General features: G+C 26.8%; 24 protein-coding genes. 14 read left to right on the forward strand and 10 right to left on the reverse strand.

Going from position 1 to position 22,697, the window contains the following annotated elements; genetic code table 11:
• Nucleotides 1–359 precede the first annotated feature (359 nt).
• The 7 genes from gyrA to dnaA form a co-directional block, all read right to left on the reverse strand.
• Nucleotides 360–2,915 (reverse strand): DNA gyrase subunit A, encoded by a 2,556-nt coding sequence (gene gyrA / locus ACYUEW_RS16530; RefSeq protein ID WP_460277374.1) that lies wholly within the window; start codon nucleotides 2,913–2,915, stop codon nucleotides 360–362.
• 25 nt (nucleotides 2,916–2,940) lie between these two features.
• The gene (gene gyrB, locus ACYUEW_RS16535) at nucleotides 2,941–4,854 is read right to left on the reverse strand and encodes a DNA topoisomerase (ATP-hydrolyzing) subunit B (protein WP_460277376.1); all 1,914 of its coding nucleotides are present in this window, start codon (nucleotides 4,852–4,854) and stop codon (nucleotides 2,941–2,943) included.
• A 17-nt stretch (nucleotides 4,855–4,871) separates the two neighbouring features.
• Nucleotides 4,872–5,135, reverse strand: a complete 264-nt coding sequence (gene remB / locus ACYUEW_RS16540) for an extracellular matrix regulator RemB (protein WP_460277378.1) — start codon at nucleotides 5,133–5,135, stop codon at nucleotides 4,872–4,874.
• Between the two features lie 20 nt (nucleotides 5,136–5,155).
• A complete protein-coding gene (gene recF, locus ACYUEW_RS16545; RefSeq protein ID WP_460277380.1) occupies nucleotides 5,156–6,250 on the reverse strand; it encodes a DNA replication/repair protein RecF in 1,095 nt (364 codons plus the stop codon).
• A 68-nt stretch (nucleotides 6,251–6,318) separates the two neighbouring features.
• A complete protein-coding gene (gene yaaA, locus ACYUEW_RS16550; RefSeq protein WP_003488039.1) occupies nucleotides 6,319–6,525 on the reverse strand; it encodes a S4 domain-containing protein YaaA in 207 nt (68 codons plus the stop codon).
• Between the two features lie 18 nt (nucleotides 6,526–6,543).
• A complete protein-coding gene (dnaN, locus tag ACYUEW_RS16555; protein WP_003488041.1) occupies nucleotides 6,544–7,647 on the reverse strand; it encodes a DNA polymerase III subunit beta in 1,104 nt (367 codons plus the stop codon).
• Between the two features lie 256 nt (nucleotides 7,648–7,903).
• Nucleotides 7,904–9,250 (reverse strand): chromosomal replication initiator protein DnaA, encoded by a 1,347-nt coding sequence (dnaA, locus tag ACYUEW_RS16560; protein WP_003488043.1) that lies wholly within the window; start codon nucleotides 9,248–9,250, stop codon nucleotides 7,904–7,906.
• A 554-nt stretch (nucleotides 9,251–9,804) separates the two neighbouring features.
• Here dnaA and rpmH point away from each other — a divergent pair.
• From rpmH to ACYUEW_RS16625, 13 genes are all read left to right on the forward strand, one after another.
• Nucleotides 9,805–9,939, forward strand: a complete 135-nt coding sequence (gene rpmH / locus ACYUEW_RS16565) for a 50S ribosomal protein L34 (protein WP_003359452.1) — start codon at nucleotides 9,805–9,807, stop codon at nucleotides 9,937–9,939.
• Between the two features lie 54 nt (nucleotides 9,940–9,993).
• Nucleotides 9,994–10,329, forward strand: a complete 336-nt coding sequence (rnpA, locus tag ACYUEW_RS16570) for a ribonuclease P protein component (RefSeq protein WP_003488046.1) — start codon at nucleotides 9,994–9,996, stop codon at nucleotides 10,327–10,329.
• Entirely contained in the window at nucleotides 10,326–10,535 is a 210-nt protein-coding gene (gene yidD, locus ACYUEW_RS16575; RefSeq protein WP_042385993.1) for a membrane protein insertion efficiency factor YidD, read from the forward strand. Before rnpA ends, yidD begins: the two co-directional genes overlap by 4 nt.
• Before the next feature lie 25 nt (nucleotides 10,536–10,560).
• Complete coding sequence (locus ACYUEW_RS16580) at nucleotides 10,561–11,214, forward strand: membrane protein insertase YidC (RefSeq protein ID WP_003488047.1); 654 nt, start codon at nucleotides 10,561–10,563, stop codon at nucleotides 11,212–11,214.
• A 17-nt stretch (nucleotides 11,215–11,231) separates the two neighbouring features.
• Nucleotides 11,232–11,858 (forward strand): RNA-binding cell elongation regulator Jag/EloR, encoded by a 627-nt coding sequence (gene jag / locus ACYUEW_RS16585; protein ID WP_042385997.1) that lies wholly within the window; start codon nucleotides 11,232–11,234, stop codon nucleotides 11,856–11,858.
• A 47-nt stretch (nucleotides 11,859–11,905) separates the two neighbouring features.
• Nucleotides 11,906–13,291, forward strand: a complete 1,386-nt coding sequence (gene mnmE, locus ACYUEW_RS16590; protein ID WP_043032644.1) for a tRNA uridine-5-carboxymethylaminomethyl(34) synthesis GTPase MnmE — start codon at nucleotides 11,906–11,908, stop codon at nucleotides 13,289–13,291.
• An 8-nt stretch (nucleotides 13,292–13,299) separates the two neighbouring features.
• Entirely contained in the window at nucleotides 13,300–15,177 is a 1,878-nt protein-coding gene (gene mnmG / locus ACYUEW_RS16595; protein ID WP_045517086.1) for a tRNA uridine-5-carboxymethylaminomethyl(34) synthesis enzyme MnmG, read from the forward strand.
• A gap of 23 nt (nucleotides 15,178–15,200) precedes the next feature.
• The gene (rsmG, locus tag ACYUEW_RS16600) at nucleotides 15,201–15,920 is read left to right on the forward strand and encodes a 16S rRNA (guanine(527)-N(7))-methyltransferase RsmG (protein ID WP_460277385.1); all 720 of its coding nucleotides are present in this window, start codon (nucleotides 15,201–15,203) and stop codon (nucleotides 15,918–15,920) included.
• Nucleotides 15,921–16,019: 99 nt separating this feature from the next.
• Nucleotides 16,020–16,799 (forward strand): nucleoid occlusion protein, encoded by a 780-nt coding sequence (gene noc, locus ACYUEW_RS16605; RefSeq protein ID WP_003488058.1) that lies wholly within the window; start codon nucleotides 16,020–16,022, stop codon nucleotides 16,797–16,799.
• Between the two features lie 122 nt (nucleotides 16,800–16,921).
• Nucleotides 16,922–17,686: a ParA family protein gene (locus tag ACYUEW_RS16610; protein ID WP_003488060.1), complete on the forward strand. Its 765-nt coding sequence runs from the start codon at nucleotides 16,922–16,924 to the stop codon at nucleotides 17,684–17,686.
• Between the two features lie 15 nt (nucleotides 17,687–17,701).
• Nucleotides 17,702–18,550: a ParB/RepB/Spo0J family partition protein gene (locus ACYUEW_RS16615; RefSeq protein WP_085333875.1), complete on the forward strand. Its 849-nt coding sequence runs from the start codon at nucleotides 17,702–17,704 to the stop codon at nucleotides 18,548–18,550.
• A gap of 37 nt (nucleotides 18,551–18,587) precedes the next feature.
• Nucleotides 18,588–19,097, forward strand: a complete 510-nt coding sequence (locus tag ACYUEW_RS16620; protein WP_003488064.1) for a DUF4446 family protein — start codon at nucleotides 18,588–18,590, stop codon at nucleotides 19,095–19,097.
• A 52-nt stretch (nucleotides 19,098–19,149) separates the two neighbouring features.
• Nucleotides 19,150–19,395: a YkuS family protein gene (locus tag ACYUEW_RS16625; RefSeq protein ID WP_003488065.1), complete on the forward strand. Its 246-nt coding sequence runs from the start codon at nucleotides 19,150–19,152 to the stop codon at nucleotides 19,393–19,395.
• Nucleotide 19,396: 1 nt separating this feature from the next.
• Here the strand turns inward: ACYUEW_RS16625 and yyaC are convergent, their stop codons facing one another.
• From yyaC to ACYUEW_RS16640, 3 genes are read right to left on the reverse strand one after another with little or no spacing between them, the layout of a single operon-like run.
• A complete protein-coding gene (gene yyaC / locus ACYUEW_RS16630; protein WP_460277389.1) occupies nucleotides 19,397–19,978 on the reverse strand; it encodes a spore protease YyaC in 582 nt (193 codons plus the stop codon).
• Nucleotides 19,979–20,035: 57 nt separating this feature from the next.
• Entirely contained in the window at nucleotides 20,036–21,091 is a 1,056-nt protein-coding gene (gene ytvI / locus ACYUEW_RS16635) for a sporulation integral membrane protein YtvI (protein ID WP_003488069.1), read from the reverse strand.
• A gap of 13 nt (nucleotides 21,092–21,104) precedes the next feature.
• Complete coding sequence (locus tag ACYUEW_RS16640; RefSeq protein ID WP_460277391.1) at nucleotides 21,105–22,259, reverse strand: aminotransferase class V-fold PLP-dependent enzyme; 1,155 nt, start codon at nucleotides 22,257–22,259, stop codon at nucleotides 21,105–21,107.
• Between the two features lie 190 nt (nucleotides 22,260–22,449).
• Between ACYUEW_RS16640 and ACYUEW_RS16645 the strand changes: the two genes are divergently transcribed.
• Nucleotides 22,450–22,695, forward strand: a complete 246-nt coding sequence (locus ACYUEW_RS16645; protein ID WP_003495576.1) for a DUF3343 domain-containing protein — start codon at nucleotides 22,450–22,452, stop codon at nucleotides 22,693–22,695.
• Nucleotides 22,696–22,697 lie beyond the last annotated feature (2 nt).

Consider the following 22,697-nt stretch of genomic DNA (forward strand, 5'->3'; position numbering starts at 1 on the left):
TACTGGCTGTTACAAGAATGTTTCTTGTTAATTCTCTGTTTAATTTTCAAAGACCACATCGCCTCAGCGACTTTTATATCTTATCAAATTTGTTGTTCTTTGTCAAGAACTTTTTTCAAATTTGTTTTTGAAAGTTTTTGTTACTTTCAAGCCCTTGTCTTAAGGACGAGATTTATTGTATCAAAATTTAATATTATATTTATACTATAAAATCTCATTTAATTAAAATATGATAATATTGCTTCTGTTTTTATCTTTTTTTTTAATATTTCTTATATTGATACGTCTGGAAAAGTTGTTTTTTATAATTAAAATTTATAATAAGAAAAATCAGCATTTATGCTGATTTTTCTTATTATTTATTCTTCATTTAGATTTTCTTCATTTAGATTTTCTTCATTTAGATTTTCTTCATTTAGATTTTCTTCATTTAGATTTTCTTCATTTAGATTTTCTTCATTTAGATTTTCTTCATTTAAAATTTCTTCTTCTATTATGTCTTCACTCTTTATTTTAGCTATAGCTACTATTTTTTCTTCTTCACTAGTTCTCATTAGTTTTACACCCATAGCATTTCTACTAGTTTTAGATATTTCCGAAACATTTATTCTTATTGCAACATCACCACTATTTACAAGCATAAGTTCATCATCTTCTTTTACAAACCTTGCTCCAACTATAGGTCCTGTTTTATCTGTTATTTTATAAGTTATAACACCTTTTCCACCTCTTCTATGGATAGGATATTCTTCTATGTCTGTTCGTTTACCAAATCCATTTTCACTTATAGATAATAGTGTTTCATCTTCTATTACTACATCCATAGATACAGCCTTATCAGTTTTTCTTAGTGTTATAGCCTTAACACCTGTTGCAACTCTTCCCATAGGTCTTACATCTTCTTCATTAAATCTTATACAGTACCCATTTTGTGTTACTACTATTATTTCATCATTTCCTTTGGTCATTTTTACATCTATTAATTCATCATCTTCTCTTAAATTTATGGCATTTAATCCACCTTTTCTTATGGAAGAATATTTACTTATCTCTGTCTTTTTAATTATTCCATTTCTCGTACACATTACAAAATGCTTCATGTCATCTATGTCTTTTAAACCTATTACTGTTTGTATTTTTTCATTATTTTCTATAGGTATAAGATTTATTATATTTGTACCTTTAGCTGTTCTTCCTGCTTCTGGTATTTCATAAGCTTTAAGTTTATATACCTTACCCCTATTAGTAAAGAATAATATAGTACTATGAGTAGATGTTACAAACATATTTTCTATAAAATCATCCTGTTTTGTAGATGTAGCTTGAATACCCTTTCCTCCTCTTTTTTGTGAAGAGTATGTATCCATATCTAATCTTTTTATGTATCCACCATGAGTTAAAGTTACTATCACCTTTTTATCTTCAATTAAGTCCTCTATGTCTATATCATGTTCACCTTTTACTATTTCTGTTTTTCTTTCATCACCATATTTATTTTTTATCTCTATTAATTCTTCTTTTATTATACTTAGTACTAATTCTTCTTTATCTAATATTTCTCTAAAATAACTTATCTTTTCCATAAGTTCTTTATATTCTTCTTCTATTTTTTCTCTTTCTAAACCTGTAAGCCTTTGTAACTTCATATCTAATATAGCTTGAGCTTGTTTTTCTGAAAGATTAAAGTTATTCATTAATCCCTCTTTAGCTTCAGCTGTATTTTTAGATGCTCTTATAAGCTTTATAACTTCATCAATATGATCTAAGGCTATTCTTAAACCTTCTAATATATGAGCCCTTGCTAATGCTTTATCTAAGTCAAATCTAGTTCTTCTTCTTATTACTTCCTTTTGGAATTCCACATAATTAACTAATATTTCTTTTAAATTTAAAATTTGAGGTTGGTTATTAACTAAAGCTAACATAATTATTCCAAAGGTATCTTGAAGTTTTGTATGCTTATATAATTGGTTTAAAACTATATTAGGATTTGCATCCCTTTTTAATTCTATAACAATTCTCATACCATCTCTATCTGATTCATCTCTTAAATCTGAAATTCCATTTATTTTTTTATCCTTTACAAGGTTAGCCATATTTTCTATAAGTCTAGCTTTATTAACTTGATAAGGTATTTCTGTAACTATTATCTTATTTTTCCCTTTTTCCTCTTCAATCTCAGCTTTAGCTCTAATTATAACTTTTCCCCTACCCGTTTCATAAGCTTCTCTTATTCCTCTTGTACCTACGATTAATCCAGAAGTAGGGAAATCTGGTCCTTTTATTTTAGTCATTAAATCAAGTATATTTACATCTTCATTTTCTATTAGCATTATTATTCCATCTATAACCTCTGTTAAATTATGAGGTGGAATATTAGTAGCCATACCTACTGCTATACCTGAAGAACCATTAACTAAAAGATTAGGAAACCTTGATGGTAATACAGATGGTTCTTCTTCTTCCCCATCAAAGTTAGGAATAAAATCAACTGTATTTTTATTTATGTCTTTTATAAGTTCCATAGATATTTTACTCATCTTAGCTTCTGTATATCTCATTGCTGCTGCTCCATCACCATCTACAGAACCAAAATTTCCATGACCATCTACTAATGTATATCTTATTGAAAAATTCTGAGCCATTCTTACTAAAGCTTCATAAACTGCTGTATCTCCATGAGGATGATACTTACCCAGTACATCTCCTACAATTCTTGCACATTTTCTATAACCTTTTTCTGGAGCTAATCCTAATCCCTGCATTGAATATATTATTCTTCTATGTACTGGCTTTAATCCATCCCTTACATCTGGTAATGCACGGCCGGCTATTACACTCATGGCATAGTCTATATAACATTTCTTCATTTCTTTACTTACATCTACAGGCAAAATCTTTCCTTCGTTTAGCATGATTACACCTCTTTACAATCTTATCTTATATATCCAAGTTAACTACTTTATCAGCATTACTTTCTATAAAGTCTCTTCTTGGTTCTACTTTTGTTCCCATAAGTATAGTAAATATTTCATCTGCCTCCATAGCGTCCTCTACTGTTACCTGTAATAAAGTTCTATGTTCTGGGTCCATAGTAGTTTCCCAAAGTTGTTCTGGATTCATTTCTCCAAGACCTTTGTATCTTTGAATATTAGTATTGGTATCTTTTCCACCCAATTCTAATAATGCAGCATCCAATTCTGGATCTGAATAAACATAAATTTCTTTTTTAGCCTTATATATTCTATAAAGTGGTGGTTGAGCTATATAAACATGACCTTCCTCTATTAATTCTTTCATGTATCTATAAAAGAATGTTAAAAGTAAAGTTCTTATATGGGCTCCATCTACGTCAGCATCTGTCATTATAATTATTCTATTATATCTTATTTTATCAATATCAAATTCTTTTCCTATACCTGCTCCAAATGCAGTTATCATAGCACGTATTTCATCTGAAGCTAATATTTTATCCAATCTTTGCTTTTCCACATTCATTATTTTACCCTTTAAAGGTAATATAGCTTGGAATTCTCTATTTCTTCCCTGTTTTGCAGATCCACCTGCGGAATCTCCTTCGACTAAATAAATTTCACATAATGATGGATCTTTTGAAGAACAATCTGATAATTTTCCTGGAAGAGACGTGCTTTCTAAAATAGATTTTCTTCTAGTAAGTTCTCTTGCTCTTTTTGCAGCCTCTCTAGCTCTTGAAGCTGATAGGCCTTTTTCAATTATTATTTTACCTACATTAGGATTTTCCTCTAAAAAAGAACCTATACTCTGACCTACTATTGTATCTACAATTCCTCTTACTTCACCATTCCCTAATTTTGTCTTTGTCTGTCCTTCAAATTGAGGATCTGTTAATTTTACTGAAATAACTGCTGTTAATCCCTCTCTAACATCATCCCCTGATAAATTTTTATCTGTATCCTTTAAGTAATTAAATTTCCTAGCATAGTCATTTATAACTCTTGTTAGAGCTGATTTAAATCCAGCTAAATGAGTTCCACCTTCTATGGTATCTATATTGTTAGCAAAGGAAAAAATATTTTCTGCATAACCATCGTTATATTGCATAGCAATCTCAACTATACATCCATCTTTATTTTCATCAACATATATAGGTTGTTGATGTAATTTTTCCTTATTTCTATTTAAATAAAGTACAAAAGATCTCAATCCGCCCTCATAGTGGAACATTTCTTTTTTATCATATCTTTCATCTGTTAATGAAATTTTTATACCTTTGTTTAAAAAGGCTAATTCTCTGAGTCTGTGAGCTAAAGTATCATATTCAAATTCTAGTTCATCAAATATTTCAATATCTGGCTTAAAATATATTTTTGTACCGTGATCTTTTGTATCTCCAACTATATCTAATCCAGTTTTTGTTATACCTCTTTCGAATTTTTGTTTCCAAATATGGCCTTCTCTTCTTACTTCTACTTCACATTGTTCTGATAAGGCATTAACAACAGAAGCTCCAACACCATGAAGTCCACCAGAAACCTTGTAGCCTCCACCACCAAATTTTCCACCTGCATGTAGTATAGTCATTATTACTTCAACAGCAGGTTTTTTTACCTTTGAATGCATACCAACTGGCATTCCACGTCCATCGTCTACCACAGTTATAGAATTATCTTTGTGTATAAAAACTTCTATATGTGTACAAAAACCAGCTAGCGCTTCATCTATACTATTATCAACTATTTCATAAACCAAATGATGAAGTCCCCTTAAACTAGTGCTTCCAATATACATTCCTGGTCTTTTTCTAACAGCTTCTAAACCTTCCAACACTTGAATTTGACTTTCATCATAAACTTGTTTATTTTCTTGTGACATGTTTATCCTCCTAACTTTTACAGCTCATTATACAAAACTTTTGTTCTTTTAGTCAGTGTAGCTGAAGATATAGGAGACAAATATATCTTACTCTTTTTATCTACTTCAGCTATAACAAAAGATTTTGGTTTATCTTTAGTTATTCTTTCAACAAATCCATCCTCTTCAGCTAATCTTAAAAATTGTATAGTATCTGAACTATACATAGAAGTTTCCATGTCGAATATTCCTATAACATCTTTTATTGGTACTACTACATTTTCTCCTAAGTGAAGAAACATAAATTAATCTCCTTTCAGCTTTAAACTCTTTTTATTTTACCATTATTAACTAAATATAATTGAGATTGTTTCTTATCTAAGTATTTGTCTATTTCTTCTATACCAGTACAAGTTATTATAGTTTGTATTTTATCAATAGAATTCAATACAAACTTCTGTCTATTTGAATCTAATTCAGATAGTACATCATCTAATAAAAGCACAGGATATTCCCCTATTATGTTTTTTATTATTTCCAATGATGCAAACTTTAAAGTTAATACAGCTGTTCTTTGTTGTCCTTGTGATCCAAAAATTCTAGTATCTATATTATTTATACTTACTTCAAAATCATCTCGGTGAGGACCAATAGAGGTTGAATTTCTCTCAAGATCTTTTTTTCGATTTTTCTTAAGAACTATTAATAATTCTTTTTCTGCATTATCAAAATCTTTTATATTAGTTAAATATCTAAAGTTTATGTCTTCTAAATCATTGGTTATCTTCTTATGTATATTTTTGCCAATAATATTTAATTTATCCAAATACTTATTTCTCTCTTTAATTATAAAAGCTCCATATTTAGAAAGTTGCTCATCATAAATATCAATTATATCATTAATTTTGTTATTCCAATTTTTTAAAGCTGTATTTCTTTCAGATAAAATTTTATTATATTGGACTAAATCATGATAATAAACATTGTTTATTTTACATAATTCTATATCTAAAAATTTCCTTCTATTTCCAGGGGAATCCTTAATTATTCTTAAGTCTTCTGGCGAAAACATAACAACATTTAAGTTCCCCATTAGTTCAGATATTTTTTTTATTTTTATTTTATTTACAGTTATAGCCTTTTTGCCATTTTTAAATATATTTATATCTATAGTTTTATCTAATCTTTCTCTGGATACATATGTCCTTAAGTATGTATTATTTTTATCCCATTTTATAAGATCTTTATCTTTATTTGTTCTATGAGACTTTCCTATACTTGAATAATATATACTTTCTAGTATATTAGTTTTCCCTTGAGCATTATTACCTACAAAAATATTTGTATTTGGACTTAATTCTAAATACATATCATCATAATTTCTAAAATTTATTAAGTGCACACTTTTTATATACATTCTAAACACCTAAATTAATTATACCATAATATTTTTTAGTAACAATTATTTAAAATTTATATAAATTTTTAAATAATTTTATATGTTTCATTATTAAACTCTATTAAGTCGCCTATTTTAAGTTTTCTACCTCTTCTTTTTTCTATTTCTCCATTAACTTTAACTTCTCCGTTTTGTATAAAAAATTTAGCCTCTGAACCTAAAGTTGTTGCCCCTGACCATTTTAAAAAAGAATCTAATTTTATTATTTCTGAATTAATTTTTATTTCAACCATTTTTAATACCTCTTTTAATTAATTATTGTTTAATCTTACTGGTAAAACTAGGTAAGTGCAATTGTTTATTTCTGTATTTTTTATAATACAAGGACTTACACTACTTGAAAATTCTAATACAACCTCATTATCTTCCATAGTTTTTAACACATCTAAAAGATATTTTGAATTAAATGCAATTTGCAAATCTTCTCCTTGCAATACAACTTTTAATTCTTCTCGAACCATTCCTAATTGAGAATTTGATGTTATTACAATTTTATCATCTGAGAAATCAAATTTAACTAAATTAGTGTTTCCTTCTTTAGCCATAAGAGAGGCTCTTTCTATAGAATTTAAAAGCTCTGATCTTTTAGCTATTATTTTTAAGTTAAATTCTTCAGGTATTATAGACTTATAGCTAATAAATTCTCCTTCTAATAATCTTGAAATTATTTTTGTTTCTCCTATACTAAATAAAATATGATTAGGAGTAAATGTAATATTAACATTTTCATTATCTTCTTCTAAAATTTTTGAAACTTCATTTAATGTTTTCCCTGGAATAACAGCATTTATCGTATTATCATTATCAACAACTTCGCTTCTTAAAGCTAACCTATAACCATCTAAAGCTACTAAATTTAACATTTTGTCTTTTATTTGAAATAAAACACCTGTAAGAATAGGTCTTGTTTCATCTTGAGCTGTAGCAAATATAGTTCCTTTAATCATATTTTTTAATTTACTTTCACCTATGGAAAATATCATATTTTCATTGATAATAGGTGGATTAGGGAATTCATCTGGATTCATATATATTAGATTAAATCTAGAATTTTGACATATTATTTCTATAGAATTATCTTCTAATGTATTTATTTCTATTAGATCATTAGGTAATTTTCTTATTATTTCACCAAAAAGTCTAGCATCTAAAACTATAGTTCCCTCTTCTAAAATATTAGCTTTTACTTTTGTTTCAATACTAAGATCCATATCAGAACCAGTTAAGACCAATTCATTTTTATTAGCTCTAATAAGTATTCCAGATAATATAGGTAAAGTTGATTTTCCAGTTACTGCTTTTTGAACTATAGATATACCTTCTAGTAAAATGTTTTTTTGACAAGTTATTTTCATAAAATTAGCCTCCTTTATTAACAATTCCTATTGTTAGAATAGAAATAGATAATATAATAAAATAGTAGTAGTAGTAGTAGGGCTTGTTGATATGTTAATAAGTCTTACAAAGCTTAAAATATCAACATTTTTCATAACAAAATAATTGTGGATAAGTTAACATTAAAATTAAGTGCTTATCCACAGGAAATATGTTTAATTTATATTTAGTACATTATCAACAAATAAATAAGATATTATTATAAACATTTGTATATTATTTTTGATTAATTCGTTTATTTAATTCCTTTATTGCATTTTGAAGACTTTCGTCTTTTTTTAAGTTATTAGATATCTTTTCATAGGCATGAATAACTGTAGTATGATCACGTCCGCCAAATTCTTCACCAATTTTAGGTAATGACATGTCCGTTAGTTTTCTAGAAAGGTACATGGCTATTTGACGCGGAAAAGCAATATTTCTTGTTCTTCTAGCTGATTTTAGATCTTCTATTTTTAGATTATAATAGTTTGCTACAACTTCTTGAATAATATCTATAGTGACTTGCCTTGTTTGCTTACTTGAGATTATATCTTTCAGTGCTTCAGAAGCTAAATCTACACTTATTTCTTTATTAGTAAGTGATGAAAAGGCTACTATTCTTATTAAAGCTCCTTCTAATTCACGAATATTTGATTTAATTTTTGTAGCTATATATACCATTACTTCATTAGGAATATTTAATTTTTCTACATCAGCTTTTTTCTTTAAAATGGCCATCCTGGTTTCAAAATCAGGTGCTTGAATATCAGCTATAAGTCCCCATTCAAATCTAGATCTTAATCTATCTTCTAAAGTAGGTATTTCTTTTGGGGGACGGTCACTTGATATAATTATTTGTTTGTTAGCTTCATACAGGGCATTAAAAGTATGGAAAAATTCCTCTTGAGTTCTTTCTTTTCCAGCAATAAATTGAATATCATCAACTAATAAAATATCTATATTTCTATATTTATTTCTAAATTCTACATTTTTATCATCTTTTATAGAATTAATTAATTCATTTGTAAATTTCTCAGAAGATACATAAACTACTTGAGATTTAGGATTGTTATTCAATATATAATGACCGATAGCATGCATTAAGTGAGTTTTACCAAGACCAACTCCACCATATATAAATAAAGGATTATATGCTTTAGCAGGTGATTCTGCAACTGCTAAAGATGCTGCATGAGCGAATCTATTACTATTTCCTATTACAAACGAATCAAAAGTATATTTAGGATTTAACATAGTAGACATTTCATCATTTACAACTATATTAGATTTTTCGTTATTATGATTTTTTTGATTTTCTTCTATTTTTTCTTCAGTAGTTACAATAAAATCTATATTATATTTTTTTGAGGTAAGTAATTTTAGCGCATTAACTATAAGATCTTTGTACCTACTTTCAAGAATTCCTTTTGTAAAATCATTTGGTACAGCTAGTTTCAATGAATTATTTTCAAGAGAAATAGGGTTAATACTTTTAATCCATGTATTAAAACTTACTTCTGTAAGTTCACCTTTTATAATATTTATTGCCTTTTCCCAGGTTTCTGTAAGGTGGGTATTCATAATTTAATCCTCCAGTCTTGATAGAAACTTAGAATGTTCACATATAGTAAACAAAATATAAACAACTTTATATACATTATTTATATTAACTTGACAATTGTTGAAAAAAATATTCACATGTTTATAATTATGGTTATATAAAAATAGTAAAATTAATTATTAACATAAGAAAATAAAAAAAAATTAACACTAATGAATAAGCCATAATTCGTATAAATACTAATACTAATAGATATTAGTATAAAAAAATAAAACAAAGTGAACAAGTTATGCACAAAGTTATCAACAGCTGTGGATAAGTTATATGTATTAAAAGTTATCAACAGTCCTTTAATAATAATATCAAAACCTATATAGGTATTCAAGAAGTTATCCACAAAAAAATAAAAACTAAGTATATTGCTTTACTTTTCTTGACATTATAAGACTACAAATATATAATTTAATAGTGAAACTTTAAATTAGGAGTATAATGTATGCAAATAAGGATAACATCTTTAATATAAAAAAGGATGTTAATTATTTATAAGATCTCAAAAGGAGGTGCTGTGAAAATGTTTATGACATATCAACCAAAAAAGAGACAAAGAAAAAAAGAACATGGTTTTAGAAAAAGAATGAAGACTTCATCAGGAAGAAATATTCTTAGAAAAAGAAGACAAAAAGGAAGAAAAAGATTGACAGCATAAGGGCCGCATTAGTGGCCTTTTTCTGCAGATGCAGAAAAAAGGAGAATATAATCTATGAAAGAAAATAAAATAAGAAAGAATAAAGAATTTAGACATGTATATAGAAGAGGCAAGTCTTATTCTAATAGGCTTTTAGTATTATACATATGTAAAAATAGGTGTAATATAAATAGATTAGGTGTATCTGTCAGTAAAAAAGTTGGGAAAAGTGTAATTAGAAATAGAGTAAAAAGATTAATAAAAGAAAGCTATAGATTGAATTTAGATGAAAACATGAAAAAAGGTTATGATTTAGTTTTTATAGCTAGAAATAGTTCTAATGATAAGGATTATAAGGATATAGAAAATGCATTAATAAATTTATTAAAAAAGGCAGGCATATATAATTGAAAAATTTATTAATATGTATTATTAAGATATATAGGAAATATGTATCTCCTTTAAAGAGGCCTAGTTGTAGGTTTTATCCTACTTGTTCTCAATATTCAATGGAAGCTATAGAAAAATATGGTGCATTAAAAGGCACATTAATTTCAATAAAGAGAATAATAAGATGCCATCCTTTTAATAAAGGTGGTTATGATCCGCTAAAATAAATGCAAAATCAGGAGGTTTAAAAATTTGAAATATTTAAATAATGCTTTTGTACAGTTTTTTGCATTTATACATGCAGCTGTATCAAATGTAATTAGCAATCCTAACTTTTCTTATGGTATAGCTATAATTTTAGTTACATTAATAATAAGACTATTAATACTTCCTTTAAACATAAAGCAAACAAAATCTTCACTTAGAATGAATGAACTACAACCAGAAATAAAGAAATTACAAGCAAAATATAAAAATGATCCTCAAAGATTAAATCAAAAAACTATGGAACTTTATAAAGAAAAAGGAGTAAATCCTTTAGGAGGATGCTTACCTTTATTAATACAATGGCCAATATTTATAGCATTGTATTATGTTTTTAATACTTTAACTGGTATAAATGGTGTAAGTTTTTTATGGGTAAAAGATTTAGCTAAGCCAGATGTAGTTTTAGCAGTGCTTTCAGGTGCAACTACATATTTTTCTGGAACATTAATGGCATCTGGAGATAGTTCACAGGCTGGACAGATGAAGTCAATGAATATAGGTATGTCTATTTTTATGATAGTAATAAGTTGGAAGTTAAAATCAGCCCTAGTATTATACTGGGTTATAAATAACTTAATTCAAATAATACAAACAGTTATAATGAAAAAAATGGAGCTAAGAGGTAAAGCTGAAGCCTAGGGGGTGTGACTTGGGGCATGAAAGTTATTGAAATGACTGGGAAAACCATAGAAGAAGCCATTAATCATGGATTAAAGGAGTTAAATACTTCAAAAGATAAGGTAGAAATAAAAGTTATTGATGAAGGAAGCAAGGGATTTCTTAATTTTATAGGTACAAGACCTGCAAGAATAGAAATGAAGTTAAAAAAAGATTATGAAAAAGAAGTTAGAGATTTTTTAGAATCTATATTAAAAAGTATGAATGTAGAAGCTAATATAAATATAAAGGAAAAGAAAGATGTAATAAAAATAGATTTATCAGGATCAGACATGGGTATAATCATAGGGTATAGAGGCGAAACTTTAGATTCTCTACAATATCTAGTTAGTCTTGTAATTAATAAAGATCAAAGTTGCGATTATAAAAGAGTTATACTAGATACAGAAAACTATAGAGATAAAAGGGAAGAAACATTAAAAAAACTAGCAAGAAGATTAGGCCATAAAGTAAGAGAAACTGGCAGACCAGTTAAGTTAGAACCTATGAATCCTTATGAAAGAAGAATAATACATTCAGAACTCCAAAATAATAACTATGTTGAAACCTATAGTGAAGGTGAAGAGCCTTTTAGAAAAGTTGTAATAAATTTAAGGAAAGCCTAAAGGCTTTCTTTTTATATTATTTGTAATTTGTAAAAAGAGGTGATTTTATGAAAGAATTTGATACTATAGCCGCTGTAGCAACACCACTAGGAGAAGGTGGTATATCTATTATAAGAATATCAGGAGATAAATCATTAGATATAGTAAGTAGTATATTTAGAGGTAAAAATGATAGATTATTAGATGATATAAAACCTTATTCTATGAGATATGGTTTTATAATTGAAAAAGAAAGTAAAGAAATAATAGATGAAGTCTTGGTAAGCTATATGAAAGGACCTAGAAGTTTCACTGCTGAAGATACTTTAGAAATTAATTGTCATGGTGGTGTAATACCAACAAAAAAAATATTAAAAGAATTAATTAAATCTGGAGCAAGGCTTGCAGAGCCAGGAGAATTTACTAAAAGGGCTTTTTTAAATGGAAGAATAGATTTAAGTCAAGCAGAGGCTGTTATAGATATAATAAGATCTAAAACAGATCTTTCTATGAAATCTGCATTAAAGCAGGCTGAAGGAACTCTTTCAAAGGAAATTAATTCTATTAGAAATAAAATGATTAAAATTATAGCACATATAGAAGCTACTGTAGATTATCCTGAAGATGATTTAGAGGAAATAACAGGTCAAAAAATTAAAGTAGATTTAAAAGAAATAATAAATAAAATAGATAATTTGATAAGTGCATCAGAAGAAGGTAAAATATTAAGAGAAGGGTTAAATACTGTAATAGTTGGAAAACCTAATGTAGGAAAATCTTCTTTGTTAAATGCATTAATTAATGAAAATAAAGCTATAGTTACAGAAATACCAGGTACTACAAGAGATGTTATAGAAGAATATATAAATATTGATGGAATACCTATAAAAATAGTAGATACAGCAGGAATAAGAGAAACAGAAGATGTAGTAGAAAAAATTGGTGTAGAAAAATCAAAGGAAAAGATAGCTGAAGCTGATTTAGTTATATTTATGTTAGATTTAAGCAGAAAAATAGATGAAGAAGACATAGAAATAATGGATTTTATAAAAAATAAAAAGTATATAGTTTTATTAAATAAATCAGATTTAAATAAAGATTTAAATGAAGAAAATCATTTTATAAAAGGATTAGATTCTAAATATATAATAAGAACATCAGTTAAAAACAATTCGGGATTGAATGAATTAAAAGAATGTATAAAAGATCTGTTCTTTAGTGGAGAAATAAAATCTGATGAAATTATAGTTACAAATGCTAGGCATCAGGAAGCCTTAATAAGATCTAAAGAATCTTGTATTCAAGCTATAGAAACTTTATCAGATGAAATATCAATAGATTTAGCATCTATAGATATTAGAAATGCATGGAAATATCTTGGAGAAATTACTGGTGATACGTTAGATGAGAACATTATAGATAAAATATTTTCTGAATTTTGTTTAGGAAAGTAGGGAGTTATATGAAATATTTAGCTGGAGATTTTGATGTAGTAGTTATTGGCGCAGGTCATGCGGGATGCGAAGCAGCATTAGCTTCTGCAAGAATGGGATGTAAAACATTAATATGTACTATGAACTTAGATAGTATTGCTCTTATGGCTTGCAATCCTAATATAGGTGGAACAGCAAAAGGACATTTAGTAAGAGAAATAGATGCTTTAGGTGGTGAAATGGGAATAAATATAGACCATACATTTATACAATCTAGAATGCTTAACACTTCTAAGGGACCAGCAGTGCATTCTTTAAGAGCCCAAGCAGATAAAAAAAGATATAGTGAAAGAATGAAACATTTGCTAGAAAAAGAAAAAAATGTTATTTTAAGGCAACTAGAAGTTATACAAATAGATGTAGAGGATAATAAAGTTAAAGGTATTTTAACTAAAAATGGAGCATATTTTACTACAAAAGCTATAATATTATGTACTGGAACTTATTTAAAGGGTAAAATAATAATAGGAGATATAATATATAGTAGTGGACCAAGTGGTTTATATCCTGCTAACGATTTATCTCAAAGTTTATTAGATTTAGGAATAAATCTTAGAAGATTTAAAACAGGAACTCCTGCAAGAATAAATAAAAGATCAGTAGATTTTTCTAAAATGATAGAACAACCAGGAGATGAAAAAATAGTTCCTTTTTCATTTATACATGATAAACTAGATAAAGATCAGATTTCTTGTTATTTAACTTATACCTCTGAACAAACTCATAAAATAATACATGAAAATATACATAGATCTCCATTATATAATGGATCAATAGAAGGGGTAGGACCAAGATACTGCCCATCTATTGAAGATAAGATTGTTAGATTTCCAGATAAAGATAAACATCAAATATTTATAGAGCCAGAAGGTGAAAATACAGAAGAATTATATGTTGGTGGTATGTCTAGTTCATTACCAGAAGATGTTCAAATAAAAATGTATAGAAGTGTACCAGGTTTAGAAAATGCGGAAATACTAAGAACTGCTTATGCTATAGAATATGATTGTATTGATCCTCAACAACTAGATTTAACCTTAGAATTCAAAAATATAAATGGATTATATGGGGCAGGTCAATTTAATGGAAGTTCAGGTTATGAAGAAGCTGCAGCACAGGGACTTGTAGCTGGAATTAATTCTGTATTAAAAATAAAAGGAGAAGATCCATTAATTTTAAAAAGATCAGATGCTTATATAGGTGTACTTATAGATGATTTAGTAACAAAGGGTACAAATGAGCCTTATAGAATGATGACATCAAGAGCAGAATATAGATTACTCTTAAGGCAGGATAATGCGGATTTAAGATTAACAGAGTTAGGCTATAAAATTGGACTTGTAAAAGAGGATAGATATGATAAATTCCTAAATAGGAAAAAGAATGTAGAAAGTGAAGTAGAAAGATTAAAAAATGTACAAATAACAGGAAAAAGAGAAATAAATGAGTTTTTATTAGAGAAAGGGTCTACTGAACTAAAAAAACCTATTAGTTTATATGAATTAATAAAAAGACCAGAATTAGACTATTTTAAAGTTGAACCTTTAGATGATAAAAGACCAGATTTAAGTGATGATGAAAAAGAAGAAATAAATATAATTGCAAAATATGAGGGATATATAAACAAACAGTTAGAACAAGTTGAGCAATTTAAGAAGTATGAAGATAGATTAATACCTAAAAGTATAAATTATCCAGATGTAAAAGGGTTGAGATTAGAGGCTATTCAAAAATTAGAAAAAATAAAACCTATAAATATAGGTCAGGCTTCTAGAATTTCAGGTGTATCCCCAGCAGATATATCAGTATTACTTATATATATGGAAAGAAAAAACAGAGAAAACTAAAAAATCCTTTTGGAGGTTTTTAAATGGAATTTTTCAACATACTACAATCAGCATGCAATGATGTTAATTTAGACTTTAATGATAAAAAATATAATCAGTTTATAAGTTATAAAAATTTAATACAGGAATGGAATAAAAAAATAAATTTAACAGCTATTGTTAAGGATGAGGAAATAATAAAAAAACATTTTATAGATTGCATAAAAATATTTAAAGCTTCCCCAATGGCAGAGGCTAAAAGTTTAATAGATATAGGTACAGGGGCAGGATTTCCAGGCACCCCCATAAAAATATTAAAAGAAGATATAGAAATAACTTTATTGGACTCTCTACAAAAGAGAATAAATTTTTTAAATATTGTAATAGGAGAGCTACAATTAAAAAATATACAATGTTTACATGGAAGAGCAGAAGATTATGCACAGGAAATTCAACATAGACAAAGATATGATATAGCAGTTTCCCGAGCAGTAGCAAATTTAGCAGTTTTAAGTGAATTTTGTATTCCTTTTGTAAGAAAAGGTGGATATTTTGTAGCCATGAAGGGTCCTTCTGTAGAAGAAGAAATAACATCAGCTACAAAATCCATAGAAATTTTAGGTGGAAAGATAGAGGATATAATAAAAATAGATATTGAAGATACAGATCTAAAACATAATTTAGTAATTATAAAAAAAGTAAAAGAAACTGCAAAAAAGTATCCTAGAAAGCCTAGTATTATTAAAAAAAATCCTCTAAAATAAATGTAATAATTTGCAACTAAAAAAATAATAAAAAAAAGAGGAAAATTACATTTAAAGAAGAAATGTAAATAATAGGAAGAGAATAAGAGGGATGGTAGTATGCAAAAAAATATTAATTATATTTCCACTGATAAAATTATTCCCAATTTATATCAACCTAGAAAATATTTTAATGAGGAAAGTATAGAAGAACTAGCACAGTCAATAAAAGTGTATGGTATAATTCAGCCTTTATCTGTGAGAAAGATAAAAGATGGTGAATATGAATTGGTTGCTGGAGAGAGAAGATTAAGAGCAGCTAAAAAGTTGGGGTTAAATGAAGTCCCAGCGGTTATTATAGATGTTACAGATAAGGACTCTGCAGCAATAGCCTTGTTAGAAAATTTGCAAAGAGAAGATTTAAATTGTTTTGAAGAAGCAGAAGCTTATCATAATTTAATACAAGAACATTTTTATACTCAAGATAAATTATCAGAAATAATTGGGAAAAAGCAATCTACTATAGCAAATAAAATGAGATTATTAAAATTATCTAAGGAAGTTAGAGAAAAAATATTAGAAAATAATTTAACAGAAAGGCATGGTAGAGCTCTGTTAAAAATTATGGATAAAGATAAACAACTAAAAATATTATCCATTGTTATAGAAAAAAAATTAAATGTTAAAAAAACAGAAGAACTAATAGAAAAAGAATTATGTCAAGAAAGTAATAAAGATTTAGCTTCTGATGGTAAAAAAAGAATAAAAGGAATTTTTTCTCCAGTAGTTTATGTTAATACAGTAAAGCAAGTTTTTGATAAATATGGTGTTAAGGCAAACTATAGATCTAAGGATTTGGAGGATAAAATACAAATAACAATAACCATACCTAAGAAATAGTAGATGTTTCACGTGAAACATCTACTTTTTATTAAATTTTAATAAAGTATATGTAAAAGACTTTCATTATTTTACTTTAAATTATATAATTAAATGTAGAATATTAATTAGGTGGTGAGGAATTGAAAGTAATATCTATTTTTAATCAAAAGGGTGGTGTAGGAAAGACTACAACCAGTATAAATTTATGTTCATGTCTAGCCATGAATGGATATAAAATATTAAACATAGACATAGATCCTCAAGGAAATACCACTAGCGGAATGGGATTAGATAAAAATAGCTTAGAACTCTCAGTGTATGATGTTTTAACATCTGATGAAATATCAATAAGGGAAGTCATAAAACAAAGTGAACTTATAAGCAATTTTTATATTTTACCATCAACTATGTCTTTAGCTGGTGCTGAAATAGAATTGATAAATAAATTGGATAGAGAAAGAATTCTTTTGGAAAAATTAAAAGAAATAGAGAATGATTTTGACTATGTATTTATTGATTGTCCACCTTCGTTAGGTTTGTTAACAATTAATGCACTTGCAGCGTCTGATAGTGTTTTAATTCCTATACAATGCGAATTCTATTCATTAGAAGGAGTAGGGCAATTAGTTAATACTATTGAGTTAGTACAAAAATCCCTTAATTCTAATTTAGAAGTTGAAGGTGTAATACTGTCTATGTATGATATCAGGACTAGATTATGCAATGAAGTTGCAGAGGAAGTAAAAAAATATTTTAATGATAAAGTATATAAGACCACAATTCCTAGAAATGTAAGATTGGCAGAAGCTCCTAGTTTTGGGTTGCCTATAATATTATATGATTCAAAATGTAAGGGGGCAGAAGCATACAATAATTTAAGTAAGGAATTTATAGAAAAACAATAAAAGGAGGATATAAGGTTGAATAAAAAATCAGCATTAGGAAAGGGATTAGGTGCATTAATTCCTGAAAAATCCCAAGAAAATAAAGATAGTATAAATACTATATCTATAAATTTAATAAAGCCTAATAATGAACAACCGAGAAAAAACTTTGATGAAGAAAAAATAGGATATTTAGCACAATCCATAAAAGAGCACGGCATTATTCAACCTTTAGTTTTAAAAAAAGAAGGTAACTTATACACTATAGTAGCAGGAGAAAGAAGATGGAGAGCTGCTAAGTTAGTGGGTATAAAAAGAATACCTGCTGTGGTTATGGATTTAGATGATAGAAGTGTACTAGAAATATCTTTAATAGAAAATATACAAAGACAAGATTTAAATTGTATAGAAGAAGCCCAAGCTTATAAAAATTTAATTCAGGAATTTAAAATAACTCAAGATATTTTAAGTATAAGAATAGGTAAATCTAGAGCAGCTATTGCTAATTGTATGAGATTATTAGCATTAGATAAAAGAGTTCAACAATATTTAATTGATGGCGTTATAACAGAAGGGCATGGAAGAGCATTATTAGCTTTGAAGGAGAATGAATTACAATATAAATTATCACAAACAATAATTGATGAAAATTTAAGTGTTAGGGAAACAGAACGAATAATAAAGAATATATATAAAGAAAAAAAGAATAACAATAATATAAAAGATAATGAGATTTCACCTTATTATAAAGATATAAAGAGTAAACTAGAAAGCTTATTTGATACAAAAGTTAATTTGCAAAATAATAAAAACAAAGGCAAAATAGAAATAGAATATTATTCGGAAGATGATTTACAAAGAATATTAGATATACTAAAATTATAAAATGTTTCACGTGAAACATTGACGGAGGAGATAAGTTATGACAAATGTAATAGAATTTATAAATGTAAATTCTGCTTTTATAATTATGGGATTAACAGCAATAATGATTTTATTATTTATAATTCTTATAATTACTATGATTTCTTTAAAAAAACTAAAGGAAAAATATAAAAAATTCATGAGGGGTAGTAATAATAGAAATGTTGAAGAATTAATAAATGATTATTTAGATAAGGTAGATAAAGCAAAAGAAGAAACTGAATATGTAAAAGAAATATATAGTACTATAGATAAGAGAGTTAAAGCATGTATACAAAAGGTGGCTATAGTTAGATATAGAGCCTTTGATGATGTAGGAAGTGATTTAAGTTATTCAATAGCATTTTTAGATAATGATAATAGTGGAGTTATACTAACAAGTATATTTGGACGAAATGAAAGTACTACTTATGCTAAACCTATAGATAAAGGTATATCAAGATATGACTTATCAGATGAAGAAAAACAAGTATTAGAAAATTGTATAAATAATGTTACTGAAAATTAGAATAAAACCTCCCTTTATGAAAAATAATATTTCATAGAGGGAGGTTTTTATAATGAATATTTTTGTGTCAGATACATTACAAAATTTAAAGAATGACCTAGAAGAGAGAGGCTATAGTACTTATAATAATAATAACTATGATGTAATTATATGTGATTTAAAAGGGGATATGTTAATAGATAAATATTTAAATAATAATAAAAGAAATACAGATATATTAATTATAGATAGTGCTGGTAAAACTATAGAGGAAATAGAAAATATATTAAACATTAGAATAAATGATTGTATAATTTAAATTAAATATTTTCTATATTAAAGCTATTTTTTTTGCTCCCTAAAGTTTTTATAATAGAATGATATATACCTTTTGAAATGTAATTAGCTAAATTCATAACAGTGTATAGTCTAGTGTTTTGTAATACCATAAATTCCATAGCTCCAGAAATATTTACCACTCCGTTAATACTTAGATCTCCAATAGCAGGCAGGTCTTTATTAACTGCTGATCCAGGATAAAGGGGTTTACTATCTACTATTATTTTACCTATATTTTCTATACTTCCTAAACAGGCATCTATAGCTATTATGTACGGATTTTTGTACTTAGAATTTATAATAGAAATAGTTTCCTTTAAATTTTTAGCATGTACTGGATTTTCTAAATTACCAAATAAACTAACTCTACCTCTAATTAAAAATTTAAGTTTTTCTCCAACTAGAGGGCCTAAAGAGTCCCCAGTAGACCTATCAGTTCCAATGCATACTATAACTATTTCTCTATTTGCTTTAAATGCGTAGTATAATTCAGTACATAAAATATCTCTTAAAGTAGAAATATCATCGGGTATAGAAGTGTCTATAATAGTTTTACTTATCATAAAAAAACCTCCTGTTAGGGATTATATCCACTAAAGGAGGTTTTATACATTTTGTTATTATAATAATTCAACTTTTCGCAATATATTATAAAATATTACGAAGAATAAACAAAAGAACATACCAGATATGCCATTTGCTTTTAAACCTATAAATATTGCGGCTAAAACAGAAACAGGATGTAAACCTAATGAAGAAGATAAAAGTTTTGGTTCTAGAATTTGTCTTATTATGGATACAGCCACATAGGATATTAATAAGCCAATTCCAACAACATAATTTTTATAAACTAGGATGTGTATTAGAGCTAATGGCACATAAATGCTTCCTATACCTAGTATTGGTAGAAAATCTGCTATAGCTGCTATAATACTAAACATAATTGAATATTTAATATTAAAAATAAAGAAAACTATTAAAGTTTCAAAAAATGTTATTCCAATCAGTGTTAAGTAGGATAAAATATAGCCACTTAGCATTTTTTTACTTTCTAGATATATCTGAGGAAACTTAGATGAATGTTCATTAAATATAATTTTAGAAATTTTATTATCATGTTTAGTAATATCTTTAGTAAAAAAATAAGTTGATAATAAAGTAAATAATATCAGCATTAATATATAAGGGATTGAAGTTAATAATCCAATAAAAGAAGAAACTATTCTACTTGTAATAAATACAATTATGTTAGAAATTTTTGAAAATGAATTCCCAATAGTTTTTTCTATTGAATCAATTATAGATGGTGGTAAATTCAAATAATACCTATATATATTATCAACATAATTACTTATTTGGTCCTCATGAGAATATAAATAAGTTTGAGTATTTTTACCAAAGTCTATAACTTCATGAACTAATGAATTTATTCCCCAGAATAATAAAGTTATTATTATAGAAAAAAATATTAATGTAACTATAAAAGAAGCTAACGAGTTTTTTATTTTTAGTTTTTTTATTAAATAATTAGCGGGTTTTTTTAAGGCTAATGCAAATAAAAAAGCTAAAACAAAAGGTAGAGTATAGGGCAAGGTTTTAAAAAATATTAAAAAAGAAATAGTATATATTATAAAAAATAATATTAGGTTATCTAATTTTTCTACAAATTTATTCATTTTATTTTACAAATCACATCCTACTAAGTATACTATTTAAAGCGTATAGAGCGTAATTAATATCTTTAATATCATTAAATGCACCAAAGCTGAATCTTAGTGTACCTTGAGGGAATGAGCCTATAGTTTTATGTGCTAAAGGTGCACAATGAAGACCTGTTCTTACCATTATGCCAAACTCGCTATCTAATAAAAATCCTAGTTCAGAATTATCAATTTTTGATGAATTAATAGATATTGTTGCAGTTCTTAAGGAGGCATCTAAAGGACCATAAACTTTAATAGAGTTTATATTTAATAAGCCATTTATAAATTCTCTAGAGAGATATTCTTCTCTTTCTTTTATAGTATTTAACCCCTCTTCATTTATGTATTCAATACCAGCTAAAAGTCCAGCAATTCCAGGAGTATTCATAGTACCACTTTCAAATTTATCAGGAAGAAAATCTGGTTGCAATGTACTTTCAGATAAACTACCTGTACCACCTTCTATAAAGTTAGTAGCAATATTATTTAATTTATCATCAATTATGAAGCCGCCTATGCCTTGAGGCCCAAGTAAAGCTTTGTGTCCCGTAAAAGCTAATGCGTTACAGTTTAAATCTTGAAAATCTAGAGGTAGAACACCAGCAGTTTGAGCAGAATCTATGATAAAATAAATTCCTTTTTCTTTACATATCTTACCTATAGTTTCTAGAGGTTGTATTGTTCCAACAATGTTTGATGCATGAGATAGTACAACTAATTTTGTGTTATCTTTTATTGCATTTTTAAAATCTTCAATATTTATTAAACCTTCTTCTGAACAATTTAATATATCTAGTTTAATTTTATTTGATTTTTCTAATGAAACTAAAGGTCTAATTACAGAGTTATGATCCATTGCAGAAGTTATTACATGCCAGCCATCCTCTACAATAGATTTTATTAATATATTTAATGATACTGTAATATTAGATGTAAATACTACATTTTCTATTTTATTAAAATTAAATAGATTTATTAAAGACTGTCTACATTTGTAAACCATTCTATCTCCTGTAAGAGCATTTTCATATCCACCCCTACCAGGACTGGCACCAACATTTTTCATATAGTTTAATATAGAAGAATAAACTTTCTCTGGTTTTGGATAAGTAGTAGCGGCATTATCTAAATAAATTTTCATTTAAAAACCTCCTATTGAATAATATATCCAAATAAATATTAAATATTTGTTAATAATATTTAAAATTACATTAATTATGAAAATATTTATATATAATTATAAACTAAAGTTATATAATTGTATATGTTGCAATAAAGTTTTATAATTATATTGTAAAATGAATAAGAATAAATGGATAGGTGATAAATTTATGAAAAATTATGTAATAACATTTGAAAATACTCACACAGCAATGGATGGGGAAAGTGTTTTAAAAGAAAAAGGAATAAAGCTTATTATAATTCCTACGCCAACATATATAACTAAAAGTTGTGGTATAAGCATAAGAATCGATGAACAAGATTATGAAAATGTAAAAAAAGTAATAGAAAGCAAAGAAATAAATATTAAAAATGTATATTTAAAGGAGGGTAAGGACTACCAGTTAGTCATGTAATA

It is taken from the genome of Clostridium sp. CTA-1 (genome assembly GCF_054768215.1).